Source organism: Bradyrhizobium cedriense (assembly GCF_054602315.1).
On the sequence record NZ_JBTSWB010000001.1, the window covers coordinates 629,691 to 642,963 of the forward strand.

A 13,273-nucleotide genomic window follows, 5' to 3' on the forward strand; every position below is an offset into this window, starting at 1 on the left:
TTCTCCCGGATGCATCTGTTCAGGATGGATGATCAGTCATGGCCCGAGACGATGTGACGATTGCAGGTTCGACGCGCGGGTGTTGCACTTCCTCGGCAATTATTGCCCGATGCCCGGCAAAAGATACCTGGTAACGTCTTGAAAAAACACAAAAAAGCGCCGCCTGAATTGTTCTCGCCCTGCGTTCAACGCCTGGAAGCCATGTGGCATGTGCGCCGCCGGCATAGCGGGTTGGAGATTGCGGGATGAGTTACGCTGCTGATGTCTGGGCTCCCGCCGGGGCCGGGATCACGACGACGGTGCCGCCTGACGAAGCCGTGCCGCTCGCGCCAGACAGCGTTACGGTCGCAGCCAACGTCGTCCTCGATGAGGACAGCGAACTCCTGGACAGACTTGCGGCAAACGATGAGGCTGCGTTCCGCATGCTGGTCGAGCGTCATATCGATCGCGCCTATGCGATAGCCCTGCGCATCGTCGGCAATGCGGCGGATGCCGAGGACGTCGTGCAGGACACCATGCTGAAGATCTGGAGCCATCGCGGCCGCTGGCAGCACGGCCGCGCCAAATTCTCGACCTGGCTCTATCGTGTCGTTTCCAATGGCTGCATCGATCTGCGCCGCAAGCCGCGCACCGAGAATGTCGAGACGGTGCCGGAAGTCGCCGACGGACAGCCCGACGCCGCAAGTGTCATCGAGCGCAACGAATTGAACGGCATGCTGGAGTTCGCGATGGAACGTCTGCCCGAGCAGCAGCGCATTGCGGTGATCCTGTCCTACCATGAGAGCATGAGCAACGGCGAGATCGCTCAGGTGATGGACACTACGGTGGCCGCAGTGGAGTCCTTGCTCAAGCGCGGCCGCCAGCAGCTTCGCCAGCTCCTGCGCAAGCACGAGCACGACATCCGAACCGCGTTTACCGACTGCTAACCATAAAACCGGCCCCTCCAAGGTTTCGCGCCTGATTTGCTCTCGCTCCGTCGTTTGAGCGAACGGACGGGGCTGCGGTCCGCGTCGTCGTAAGTCGATCTCCACGAAGCGGCACGCCGTGTCCGTCAATACAGGAGCTTTCAATGCCCGCAATCAACACCAACACTGCCGCCAACGCCGCGGTCCGCTACCTCAACATCAACTCCGCGCAGGAAACCAGCTCGCTATCGAAGTTGTCGAGCGGCTCGCGCATCACGTCGGCATCCGATGACGCCGCCGGCCTCGCGATCTCCACGCGTATCTCCTCGGACGTCACCACACTGCAGCAGGCGGCGACCAACGCCTCGCAGGCCACCGCCATCCTGCAGACCGCGGACGGTGGCGCGTCGAACATCTCGGACATTCTCGCCCGTATGAAGTCGCTGGCGTCCGAATCCGCGTCGGGCACCACGACCGACTCCAGCCGCGCCTATATCCAATCTGAATTCTCGCAGCTCAACTCCGAAATCGACTCGATCGCGACCGGCACCCGCTATTCCGGCCAGAGCTTGCTCGACGGATCCAGCGTGTTCTCGTCCGGCGTATCCGTGCTGGTCGGCTCTGACGGCTCCGACACGATCACCATCACGCTGGCCAGCCTGACGGCGTCCTCGCTCGCTGTCTCCTCGCTCGACGTCAGCACCCAGTCCGGCGCGACATCGGCGCTCGACGCCCTCGATACCGCGATCGACACCGTGTCTGCCGCGCGCGCCTCGATCGGCGCTCAGGAATCGCGGTTCAACTTCTCGTCGGATTCGATCTCGACCCAGACGCAGAACCTCCAGGCGGCAAACTCCGCGATCAGGGACGTGGATATCGCGGCCGAGCAATCCAAGCTGTCTTCGGCCGAGGTGAAGACACAGGCTGCCGTGTCGGCCCTTGCTGCTGCCAATCAGATGCCCCAGTACCTGCTCAAGCTCCTGGGCTGATGATCAACCGAGCGGGCCGGCATAAGGCCGGCCCGCTTCCGATCAGGGAATAGTCAACCAAGTGGCCAGCGTCAGCTCAACCAGCAGCGCAAGCTCGGGTGTCACCGTCACCACGAGCGGGACGACCAATTCGAGCAGTATCGACTGGTCAGCGCTGATCCAGTCCGCCGTGGACGCGAAGACCGCGCAGGCGGACACGATCTCGACCACCATCACGAACAACGAGGCCAAGATCTCGGCCTATCAGACGCTTCAGAGCGATCTGCAGACGCTGTATTCGGGCTTGTCGTCACTGTCCACCGCGGTGGTCAATTCGCTCTCCACCAGCGCATTCGCAACGCGCGCGGCGAGCATCAGCTCGACCGGAGACGTGAGTGCCTCCTCGGCGCTCTCCATGACGATCAAGAACGGAGCTGCGATCGGAGACCACACGCTGACGATTGGTCAGCTCGCCACTGCACACAAGGTTTCCGGCACTGCGCAATCGAGCCAGACCGATGAGCTCGGTTACTCCGGCACGTTTACCATTGGTCTGGAGGGCGGCAGCACGGCCGATATCACCGTTACCGACACGATGTCGCTCCAGGATGTCGTCGATGCCATCAATGCGCAGACCTCGACGACGAATGTCCAGGCCTCGATCGTGCAGGTGTCGAGCACGTCGTATCAGATGGTGTTGACGGGCACGGAGGATGCCGCCGACATCGCTTATTCGAGCGCGTCCGGCGACGATATCATGAACGAGCTCGGCGTGACCGACAGCTCGGGCAGCTTCACCAACGTGATCCAGGAGGCGCAGTCGGCCGAGTTCACGCTCGACGGCATCGCCATGAGTCGCGACACCAACGACATCTCAGACGTCCTGAGCGGGGTCACCTTCAGCCTGCTCCAGGCAACCCCGGACGGAACGTCTCTGAACATCAGCATAGAGACCGACACCAGCCAGATCCAGTCGGCGCTGGAGACGTTCGTCACCAACTACAATGCGTTTCGCGACGAGGTCATCGCTCAGCAGGCGACGGCAACCGACGGCACGGCGGATTCCACTGCCGTGCTGTTCGGCGACGGAACCATGCGCAACATCATGGATGCGCTTCAAAATGCTCTGAACACGACCGTGAATGGCATGACCATGGCCGATCTCGGTCTTTCCTTCAACGAAAAGAACGAGCTCGAGCTGGATACCAGCACGCTGTCGGATATCCTGAGCACGAATTTGAGCGGCGTGACCACGCTGCTCTCGGCGCAGACGACGACGTCGTCGAGCCAGCTCAGCGTGGTCAACACCGGAACGTCGCCGCAATCCTTGACCCTTGATCTGGCGGTCGATGCCGATGGCAACCTCACCTCGGCGTCGGTCGGCGGCGACACCTCGCTATTCACCATCAGCGGCACCACGATCATCGGTGCTTCCGGCTCGATCTACGCCGGCATGGCCTTCACCTATAGCGGGTCGACGTCGCAGTCGATCGCGGTCACGTCGACCTCGGGCATTGCAACGCAGCTCTATAAGATCGCGAAGGACAGCTCGTCGTCAACCGGGGCGCTGCAGACGCAGATCGATCGTCTGACGACCCGCGACGATGAGCTTCAGCAGCGGGTCGACGACATCAACAGCGCGGCCTCCACGCTGCAGTCGCGGCTGGAGACGCAATACGCGAAGTACCAGGCGGCGATCGAGAGCGCCAACAGCACGCTCGACTATCTCAAGGCCCTGCTCAATTCCAGCTCGAGTGATTGATGATGCATAATCCGACGGCATACTTGGCCAATCAGGCCTATCGGGGAACGGCAACGAATGTGCCGCCGCTCAAGGCGGTGTCGTTGCTGCTTGGCGGCACCATCACCTGCCTCCAGAAATCGCTGAACGCCCAGGAGGGACGGCGCTTCGAGGAGGCGCACGAGCACCTCATGACGGCGACAGCGATCCTGCGCGGGCTGAGTCACAATCTCGACTTTGCCAAGGGCGGGGCGGTGGCGGAGCGGATGTTCCGGACCTACAACGCGTTGATCCTTGCGAGCCTCAAGGCCTACGGCCGGCCGCACGCCCACGAGAGTTTTCGGCGAATCATCGTCGCGCTGACCGAGTTGCGGGAGGCCTGGGAGTTCGTCGATGCCACCTTGCGGAGCAGTAAGGCCGGTCCATCCGATTCGGCCCGCGCGGGCTGAAGCGGGTGCGCCTCCGCAAGGGGGAGGGGGCGTCGAGGGACGTTGTTCGGCCAATTTCCGTATGCCTACGGTAGCTTTTGGCGCCCGAAGCCGCTGAAATCCAGTTTCCGCCTCGCTTGCAATGCTTTATGACGGCCTGATTGAGGCAGGACCGGCAGGCGATGGACGTCACCGAGTTTGAGGAACTGATCGACCGGCTGGGCGAGGATCTCTCCCTCTGGCCCGACGATCGGCGCTTGCTTGCCGAAGAGCTGCTGGCGCACTCGTCGGCTGCGCAAGCCGTGTTGGAAGAGGCGCGCACCTTGCGCCAGGCGCTCGCCTCGCCCGTGGTCCGCGCGCCCAAAGGACTCGCCGACCGCATCGTCGCCGCCGCCGCGAAAATGAAAGGCGACACCGCCGAGCCGCGCACGGAAGGCGAGACGGCGGAGAGCTGAAGAGCTTCCTTTCCATCCTCGCATATTCCGATCGCCCGTGGGCGATGAAGCCCCAGGATTGTCGTGGCCGGGCCCTGACCCGGCGATCCATGTCTTGCTTCGCGCGACAAGGAACATGGATGCCCGAGACAAGTCCGGGCGTGACGACGTCTCGGAGCGGGGCTCGATCACCGCAGCGGATCAGCACGAGACCATCGTATCACTAGCGCGGACACGGCAGATTTTGCCGTGTCGAAAGCCGTTTTCGCGCGAGTGAATCTGCGCCTGAATCCGTGCGCCCACCCGTTTCATCAGCACACAGATTTCAAGCTCCGCCGACGACATCTCGTCGAGGCGGCGCGGGAAAGCCGGAGTTTCTGATGACCGTTTCCGCAACGAGTTCTGCGTCGACAGCCGCCACGACGACATCGTCGTCGTCGAGCACGTCGTCCAACTCGACGCTGACATCCAGCGACTTTCTGACGCTGCTCGTCAGCGAGCTCCAGAACCAGAACCCGCTGGATGCGACCTCGACTACCGATCTCGTCAATCAGCTCACGTCCTACGCGAATTTCACCTCCCAGCAGTCGATCAACTCCAATCTCAGTTCGCTCGCGAGCTCGTTCTCGAGCCTGGTGACGCTGAACTCGGTGAACTACATCGGCCACACCGTCGAGGCGAAGACGGACACCTCGACCCTGACCAACGGCTCGGCGACCTTCGGCTACTCGCTATCCTCGGCCGCGTCCGACGTGTCGATCAGCATTCAGGATTCCGCCGGCAACACGGTGTGGACCGGCACCGGAACCGGCAATGCCGGATCGAACAGTTTCACCTGGGACGGCAAGGACTCCAGCGGCAACCAGCTCTCCGACGGCGGCCAGTACACGATCTCCGTGACCGCGACGAATTCCACCGGCAATTCGGTCCTCAACTACACGACCGTGACCGGCACCGTGACGGGCATCGACACCTCGACCTCAACACCCTCGCTCACGGTCAACGGAATTTCCGTCAGCGCAGCCAACATCATCGGCGTCACATCCTGACTTCTTCCGGAGTTCCATCATGAGTCTCAGCGGTGCATTATCCTCGGCGATCTCGGCGCTCAGTGCGCAGAGCCGGTCCCTGTCGATGATCAGCGACAACATCGCCAATTCCGACACGACCGCCTACAAGACGACGTCCGGGATGTTCGACGCGCTCGTGACGGCGTCGAGCAACACGACCTCTTATGCCTCGGGCGGCGTCACCATCTCGGGCCGCGCCAACATAACTCAGCAGGGCCTGCTGGCCGCGACTTCCAACGCCACAGACGTCGCGATTCAGGGCTCCGGCTTCTTCGTTGTGACCGACGCCAAGTCGGGCGGAACCGTCGCCTACACTCGCAACGGTGCCTTCACCACCGACAACGCCGGCTATCTTCAGAACAACGGCTATTACCTGGAGGGTTGGCGCACCGACGCGGACGGCAACGTCGTCGGCAACGAATCGGCAGGCAATCTCGAGCCCATCAACACCCAGGTCGCCTCGACCAGCGGCAGCGCCACCACCAAGTCCACGATCGCCGCCAATTTGCCATCGGACGCCGCGACGGGCGACACCTATACCAGCTCGATGACGGTCTACGATTCGCTTGGCGCCGCAAATTCGATGCAGATCACCTGGTCCAAGACCGGCACCAACACCTGGAGCGCGAGCTTCGCCAACCCGACCTCGGCCTCGGACACGACGACCGCGACCGGTACGGCTTCCGGCACGATCGACATCACCTTCAACAGCGATGGCTCGCTGGCCAGCACCAGCCCGGACCCGGCGACCGTCTCGATTACCGGCTGGACCGACGGCGCGGCCGACAGCATCATCACCCTGTCGCTCGGCACCGCCGGAAAGACCGACGGACTGACCCAATACGCGTCCGGCGAGACCACGCCGTCCGTCAACGTCACCAGCATCGACTCGGATGGTCTGTCCTACGGCAAGCTGTCCAGCATCTCGATCGGCAAGAACGGCGTGGTCAATGCGACCTATTCCAACGGCGAGACGATCGCGATCTACAAGATCGCGGTGGCGACGTTCGCCGACCCTAATGGGCTCGCCGCTTCGAGCAACGGGATCTATTCGGCGACCGTGACGTCGGGAAATGCCTCCTTGCAGGGCTCCGGCGAGAACGGGGCGGGCACGATCTACGGCAGCGAGCTGGAATCCTCCACCACCGACACCAGCAGCCAGTTCTCGAGCATGATCTCGGCACAGCAGGCCTATTCAGCGGCCTCCCAGGTGATCTCGACCGTCAACGAGATGTACGACACCCTGATTTCGGCGATGAGGTGAGTGATGCGCAGTGAGGAAGCCAGGGCGGCGGGAGAGGCGTTGCTGCGTCGGCTGCAACGGCTGGTCGGGCGGGCAGCGACCGTCGACGGCCGCGACCGCAAGCAATTGCTCGCACTTATCGACGACGTCGGAATGACCCGTCTTGGCCTGTTGCGGGAATGCGCGGAGGTCGAGGACGAGATGAGGCAAGCAACTGTCAGGAAGACCGCGATCGGCGCATACCTGCGCAGCTCGCTGGTCGGACGCGGCAAACGGAATAGCTAGAAGGCGATGACCATGACTGTAGCCAAAGCCACGAGGACGAGCGCCGTAATCGGCGACACACGGATCAAGTCGCTGATCGCGCTCATCGACGTCCTGACCGCGCTGGTCGCCGAGGAGAACATGGAGCTCGCCAAGGGCCTGCCGGCCTCGCGCCTGAAGCAGGTCGACGAGAAGAACCGCCTGGCTGAAACGTTCGAACGCACCGTTGCCGAGTGTGCGGCGGGCACAACCAGCTTGAACGTACCGGACCGGATTCTGCGCGAGCAGCTCATGGAGCGAATCCTGAAGCTGCGCGCCGCGATGGACGAGAATCTGGTGCGCCTGCGCGCTGCGATCGAGGCCAGCAATCGTCGCATCGAGGCCGTCATGCAGGCGATCCGCGAGCAGATTGCGACGGTGTCGCCCTATGGCGCCTCCGGCCGGGTTTCCGCACGCCCCGTCTCCAGCGGCACCAGCCGCAGCGCCTGACGAAAGGTCCGCCGTGTCACTCAACATCGCACGATCGGTCGCCTTCAGCGGGCTGTCGGCCACGTCGGTGCAGATCAGCGTGACGTCGTCGAACATCTCGAACGCGGACACGACGGGGTACACCAAGAAGACTGCGAGTCAGTCGAGCAGCGTCACCAACGGCGTCGGCACCGGCGTCACGGTGACCGGCATCACCTCGACGGTCGACAAGCTGCTGCTGAAGTCACTGGTCGGGGCGATCTCCGACCTCGGCTCGGCCGAGACGACCAACAGCTATCTGACCTCGCTCGAAAGGCTCTACGGCTCGACCAGCAGCACCGATGGTAACTCCACGGGAACCTCGCTTGCGAACAGCGTTGCCGCGCTGGAATCGGCCTTGTTGTCGCTGGAGAACTCGCCGAGCAGCGCCTCCCTGCAATCCAACGTCGTCGGTACACTCGACGACGTCGCGAGCCAGTTGCGGGAGACATCGAGCGGGATCCAGAAGCTCCGCGGCAACGCCGATCAGGACATCGCGTCCTCGATCGACGAGGTCAACGTCGACCTGCAGCAGATCGCGGACCTGAACGCGCAAATCAAGCAAACGGCGGCAGCCGGCCAGTCCACCGCGGACCTGGAAGACCAGCGCAACACCGCGCTCCAGGACCTCGCCTCCAAGATGAACGTCAGCTACTTCACCGCGTCGAACGGCGATCTCCAGATCTACACCACGTCCGGCCAGGCGCTGGTCGACAGTTCCGCCCACGCGATCAGCTATACGACCGCCTCCAGCGTCACGGCATCGACGACCTACACTGCCGGTTCCTCCACCAGCGGCTTCAGTGCCATCACGGTGAACGGGGTCGACATCACCTCCCAGATCACCGGCGGTGATATCGGCGCGCTCATTACGCTTCGCGACGAGACGCTGCCGGCTGCACAGTCCCAGCTCGACCAGCTGGCGCAGCAGCTCGCCTCCGCAATGAACAGCGTCTCGAACGGCGCGTCCTCGGTGCCGGCGCCGACGAGCCTGACCGGCACGACCAGTGTCACCCACGGCACGGCGCTCTCGGCCAGCGGCACGGTGCGTATTGCGGTCACCGACCAGGGCGGCAGTCTGGTCTCCTACAGCGATCTCGATCTGTCGTCCTATTCCACGGTCGGCGATCTCGTCACCGCCGTCAACGGCATCTCTGGATTATCGGCCTCGGTCGATTCGGAGGGCCATTTCTCGATCACGGCGACCGCTGCCGGCAACGGCGTCGCGATCAACGAGATGACGAGCTCGGTGGGAAGCACCAACGAAGGATTCTCGGAGTATTTCGGGCTCAACGACCTCGTGACCGGAACGAGCGCGTCGGATATCGCCGTCGATAGCAAGATTCTGTCCGGAACGAGGGAGTTGCAGCTGGCGACGCTGGATTCGTCGTCGAGCCTGACCGTTGGCAGCACGGTGCTGTCGTCGGGTTCGGCCACGGTGATCAATACTTTCTACGATGCGCTCACGAACGCACGGACATTTGCCTCGACGGGTGGGCTTGCCGCGACCACCGGTTCCCTTGCCGATTACGCATCCACCATCGTGGCCGATGTCGCGAGCAAATCCTCGCAGGCCTCCACCAGCTACACGGCCAAGGAGACCGCGCAGTCGACCTACGCGAACTCGCTGTCGTCGCAATCGGGAGTCAACCTCGACGAGGAATCGGCGACGCTAAGCACGCTCCAGAACAAATATGCGGCGGCCTCTGCGCTGATCGAGACCATCAACTCCATGTACTCGGCATTGCTCTCCGCGGTACAGTCGGCATAGGAGGGGATTGGAGCATGGTGGCGATGCGGGTCGCGACCTTCGCGCAGTCGAGCAAGATGATCTCCGACGCGCTGCGCGTGCAGGCGGTCATGGCGGAGAAGCAGGTCCAGGAATCGTCGGGCATCATCTCGAGCGATCTCGGCGGCTACGGCTCGGACGCACAGCACGTCGTCAACCTCCAGGTCTCTGTAACGCGCGCGCAGTCCTATATCGATGCCGCGACGCTCGCCGGCAGCAAGGTGCAGGTGATGTACTCGGCGGTCGGTTCGATGACCGACATCATCACTCAACTTCGGTCCCAGCTCAGCGCGGCCTCGACCGGGAGCTCGACCGAGACGGACTCGGTGATCAGCTCCGCCCGGCAGATGCTCGAGCAGATGGCGTCGATCATGAACACGCAATATGACGGCCAATACGTCTTTGCCGGCGGCAAGACGGACACGGCCCCGGTCGATCTTACGGGCTTTTCGTCTGGAACGGGGTCCCTTACCACCGCGGACACCAGCTATTACGGGGGTGACGACGAGATTGCCTCGGTGCGTGTCGCCGCTGGTGAAGCCGTTTCCTATGGTGTCACCGCCGACAATTCGGCGTTCGAAAAGGTGATGCGTGCGCTGAAATTCGTCGCCAACAGCACCTCGCTATCATCCGCGGACATCTCCAGCGCGCTCGATCTCGCGAGCGCGGCGCTCGATGACACAGCTGCCGTGCAGGCGAAGCTTTCCATGGCGGCGTCCTCGATCGAGACGGCGAGCGCCCGCCAGACCGACTACAAGAGCTACGCCGAGACGTTGTCGAGCGATCTCACCAGCGTCGACGTCGCCGCTATTACCGCGGAGCTCTCGACCTACGAGTCGCAACTCACCGCGTCCTATTCAGCGCTGGGCAAGATCCTGAGCTTGAATCTGGCGAGCTATTTGAAATAAGTGCTCGACTGCAATGAAGCCGTCGTCTCTTCGACGGACAATTTAGCGTATGGGATGTTTGTTTCACCCGGTCGCTTAGCTCCCCAATATTCTATCCGGGGAATTTAATGTGCAAATTGAAGTGTTATTATCAGTCCGGTACGGCTCCTCGGCAGATCTACTTCCTGGTGTGCCGCAGGCAAAAGTCCGCTCTTTCGCTTCGGCTGTTCCCGCATGGATTCAACGTCGTGTGGACGCCGGCGGCTCGGCTTTTCGTTCGGTTCAAATATGAGAAAGATTTTTATTGTACGGTTAATATCTAAAACCCGTTGTCAATTACTGCCGATCACGTAAGCTAACTCATCCAAGTTCGTTCGGCTGGAGGACGCGATGTTGGATTTAATTCTCAGCAAGTACGACGTCATTTCGGATGAGCAGCAGCTGGCTCAGCTGGTCGCGGAATTGGTAAGCATTGGCGAGAAGGAACGGATCCTGAGAGAACGGAGTGCCGATCGGGAGGCTTGTCGGTACCTCTTGGATGCTCATCGGTCGATCGAGAAAGCGAGCCTTTTTCGAGAGCAGGGATCGAACATATTTCCGCAAGGAGGGAGCAAGGAAGGTCAGCTGGCAGCATAACTGACCCGATTGTCTTCCATACGAGCTTGGTCGGCTGGTGTGCGCCTGCCTGAACGGGAGCTGCAGCATCGCAGGCTGGGCGATTTTTCAACTTCGTAGGCGCGGTCGTCCATCGGTCGAGTGCCGCGAGAATGGTGCACCGGACTGCGCTGTCTCCGTCCGTCCATACGGGCAGACAGAACTGGATCATATTGGCTGGGCCGTGCTGGAAAGATCGTCGGCAGAGATGGTGTTGAGACCGGCTCCGGATGCGGTGTTCGCGCTGCTGGACGGTCGATCGGTGCTTTTCAGCGAAGCCGGCCAGCAGGTCTTTGAGCTGGACCGAGTAGGGGCGTTTGTTTGGTGCAAGTTGGCGCAGGGCGCTTCTTTGGAGACTGTCTATGAGGAGCTTGGCAAGCTAGGCATTGACGAGACAGCGGCGCGCCAGTTCACGCGACAGCTTGTAGATGCCTGGACCGATCGAGGGTTGATCGAAGTCGATTGGCGGATGCCGATTGATTGTGCCTTCTCGGCGCTTCTGGGCGGGCACAAAATAGCCGTCCGGACTGCAAACCGGGATCTCCTGAGTCGGCTGCTTTCGCCATTCTGTGTCGCGGACCAGGGCACCGCCGGCGACGGCGACATTGCAATCGAGGCAATGATGCTGGACGAGGAAGTGTTTCTGCGAGGGGAGGATTCCAGCATCTCCAGATGTGGAATCGAGGCGCTGGCCCCCACGATCAAAGCTCACATCACCGAACGGCTCATTCGGAGTCATCGCGGGGTCTTCGCTCTTCATGCCGCCACTCTCGTGACAGACGGCGTGGGCCTGCTGTTATGCGGCCAACCGGGAGCTGGAAAGTCTACCCTCACACTGCAGCTGGTGGACGGCGGATTTCGGTATGCCGGCGACGATGTTGCGCTGGTTGGAACTGACGGAACGATCTGCGGAGTTCCGTTTGCACTCACTCTCAAGGAAGGATCGTGGGACTTGCTCTCGCGACTGCATGGCGGCCGGTACGAGACGACGCATTGCCGCTCCGACGGCGTTCGGGTGCGGTACGTACCCATTCCGGATGCGCAAGACCAGTGCGTTTCCGCAGGCTGGATCATCTTCTTGAACCGGGTCGCTGCAGGTCCGGCTGAACTCACCGCGATAGATCAATTGGACTCGATGAAACGGCTCATCGAGAACTCGTTTGCTGCTGACGGAAGACTTTCGCAGGCCGGCTTCCTTGCTCTCAAGCGGATTGTCCTGGGCGCGCGATCGTTTCGCCTCACCTACTGCGAAGCGGTCGAGGCCCGGCGTTTGTTGATGGATTTGTGCAATGGCAAGGCATAGCGCCGCGCTGACGAGCCTCTGCAGTTGCCTGCGAGGCATGCCGCCTGTCGATGTCGAGTGGACGTCCGTAATCGGGCTCGCAAACCAGACTCTGACGACGCCTGCGCTCATCGACTTTGTCGACCAATTTGCATCGATGCTGCCGGAAGACGTCCGCACGTATATCAGCCAGATCCATCGCCGAAACGTGCTGCGCAACAATCGGCTTCTCGCTCAACTCGAAGAAGCTGTCGTTGCGATGAACGGCCAGGGAATTACGCCGATCGTGCTCAAGGGGGCGTCGACACTGGCGACGGCGCCCGAGGAGCGGCGAGGCGTCCGGATAATGTCCGATCTGGATATCATGGTGAAGCCAGACGAGGCCAGAACGGCAGTCGCCGCTCTATGTGCAATTGGCTACGGCATTGGCGACCAGGCCACTCCCGGGAGCCAGAGATGGCACGTCGAACTGAGTCGGTCGCAGGATGTCGGGACCATCGACCTGCAGCAGGCGGCCCCGGGTCCTGCGTACCTCTACCAGAGCTTGGGGCCTGCGCTGAACCACTGCGTCCCTGCGCCGCTGGGTCGGGGACGCGTTTATATTCCCACGCCGACCTACCAAGCGCTCATCTTGATCATCCATGATCAGTTTCAAGACTATGGTTACTGGCTCGGCGAACTCGACTTGCGGCACCTTGTCGAATTACGCGATCTGAACAATTCCGCCGAGGGCCTCGATTGGAGCAAGCTTGCCTCTCTTGTCTCGGGCGAGTTGATGACAAACGCGGTCGAGACCCAGATGCTCGCTCTCGCCGAGTTGCTTGGCGTCGAGATTCCGCATGGATTTCGTCCCCGGCTGGTTCCGCGCCTGCAATTCAAGCGACAGTTGATGCAAGCGCGCTTTCCAGCCACGCGTCTGCCCCTTCTCGCAATGACGGTTCTGGATCTCAAAAATTATCGGAGGGTGACGACCACTGCGGCCGTGCAAGACAGCGCGCGCCGTGGATTGTGGTCGATGCCGAGAGCGGAGACCTTACGGTTTCTTGTGAGTGCGGCTACCGGCAGTCGTGCGGGAAAGGTCTAGGGCCGGCGACGGTTAGG

The 13,273-nt window shown here is 61.9% G+C and carries 14 protein-coding genes; all 14 read left to right on the forward strand.

The window, feature by feature from the left end:
• Positions 1-245 precede the first annotated feature (245 nt).
• The 14 genes from ACYCVF_RS03025 (at position 246) to ACYCVF_RS03090 (ending at position 13,256) form a co-directional block, all read left to right on the forward strand.
• Positions 246-926, forward strand: coding sequence for an RNA polymerase sigma factor (locus tag ACYCVF_RS03025; RefSeq protein ID WP_459597060.1), 681 nt, complete (start codon positions 246-248; stop codon positions 924-926).
• Between the two features lie 143 nt (positions 927-1,069).
• On the forward strand, positions 1,070-1,894 hold the full coding sequence (locus ACYCVF_RS03030) for a flagellin (RefSeq protein WP_459597061.1): 825 nt from the start codon (positions 1,070-1,072) through the stop codon (positions 1,892-1,894).
• A 61-nt stretch (positions 1,895-1,955) separates the two neighbouring features.
• The gene (fliD, locus tag ACYCVF_RS03035; RefSeq protein WP_459597062.1) at positions 1,956-3,635 is read left to right on the forward strand and encodes a flagellar filament capping protein FliD; all 1,680 of its coding nucleotides are present in this window, start codon (positions 1,956-1,958) and stop codon (positions 3,633-3,635) included.
• Positions 3,635-4,063 (forward strand): flagellar export chaperone FliS, encoded by a 429-nt coding sequence (locus tag ACYCVF_RS03040; protein WP_459597063.1) that lies wholly within the window; start codon positions 3,635-3,637, stop codon positions 4,061-4,063. Before fliD ends, ACYCVF_RS03040 begins: the two co-directional genes overlap by 1 nt.
• Positions 4,064-4,224: 161 nt before the next feature.
• Positions 4,225-4,497 carry a hypothetical protein gene (locus ACYCVF_RS03045; RefSeq protein WP_459597064.1) on the forward strand — a complete coding sequence of 91 codons (273 nt, stop codon included), beginning with the start codon at positions 4,225-4,227 and terminating at the stop codon, positions 4,495-4,497.
• Positions 4,498-4,856: 359 nt separating this feature from the next.
• Positions 4,857-5,525, forward strand: coding sequence for a flagellar hook assembly protein FlgD (locus ACYCVF_RS03050; RefSeq protein WP_459597065.1), 669 nt, complete (start codon positions 4,857-4,859; stop codon positions 5,523-5,525).
• Positions 5,526-5,544: 19 nt separating this feature from the next.
• Positions 5,545-6,810 (forward strand): flagellar hook protein FlgE, encoded by a 1,266-nt coding sequence (gene flgE, locus ACYCVF_RS03055; RefSeq protein ID WP_459597066.1) that lies wholly within the window; start codon positions 5,545-5,547, stop codon positions 6,808-6,810.
• Between the two features lie 3 nt (positions 6,811-6,813).
• Positions 6,814-7,074: a hypothetical protein gene (locus tag ACYCVF_RS03060; protein ID WP_459597067.1), complete on the forward strand. Its 261-nt coding sequence runs from the start codon at positions 6,814-6,816 to the stop codon at positions 7,072-7,074.
• A 6-nt stretch (positions 7,075-7,080) separates the two neighbouring features.
• Positions 7,081-7,542: a flagellar protein FlgN gene (locus tag ACYCVF_RS03065; protein WP_459597068.1), complete on the forward strand. Its 462-nt coding sequence runs from the start codon at positions 7,081-7,083 to the stop codon at positions 7,540-7,542.
• A 13-nt stretch (positions 7,543-7,555) separates the two neighbouring features.
• Complete coding sequence (gene flgK / locus ACYCVF_RS03070; RefSeq protein ID WP_459597069.1) at positions 7,556-9,331, forward strand: flagellar hook-associated protein FlgK; 1,776 nt, start codon at positions 7,556-7,558, stop codon at positions 9,329-9,331.
• A 14-nt stretch (positions 9,332-9,345) separates the two neighbouring features.
• A complete protein-coding gene (locus ACYCVF_RS03075; protein ID WP_459597070.1) occupies positions 9,346-10,257 on the forward strand; it encodes a flagellin in 912 nt (303 codons plus the stop codon).
• 369 nt (positions 10,258-10,626) lie between these two features.
• Positions 10,627-10,872 (forward strand): hypothetical protein, encoded by a 246-nt coding sequence (locus ACYCVF_RS03080; RefSeq protein ID WP_459597071.1) that lies wholly within the window; start codon positions 10,627-10,629, stop codon positions 10,870-10,872.
• Positions 10,873-11,074: 202 nt separating this feature from the next.
• Positions 11,075-12,193: a PqqD family peptide modification chaperone gene (locus ACYCVF_RS03085; protein WP_459597072.1), complete on the forward strand. Its 1,119-nt coding sequence runs from the start codon at positions 11,075-11,077 to the stop codon at positions 12,191-12,193.
• Entirely contained in the window at positions 12,180-13,256 is a 1,077-nt protein-coding gene (locus ACYCVF_RS03090; protein WP_459597073.1) for a nucleotidyltransferase family protein, read from the forward strand. The genes ACYCVF_RS03085 and ACYCVF_RS03090 overlap by 14 nt, the downstream gene beginning before the upstream one ends.
• Positions 13,257-13,273 lie beyond the last annotated feature (17 nt).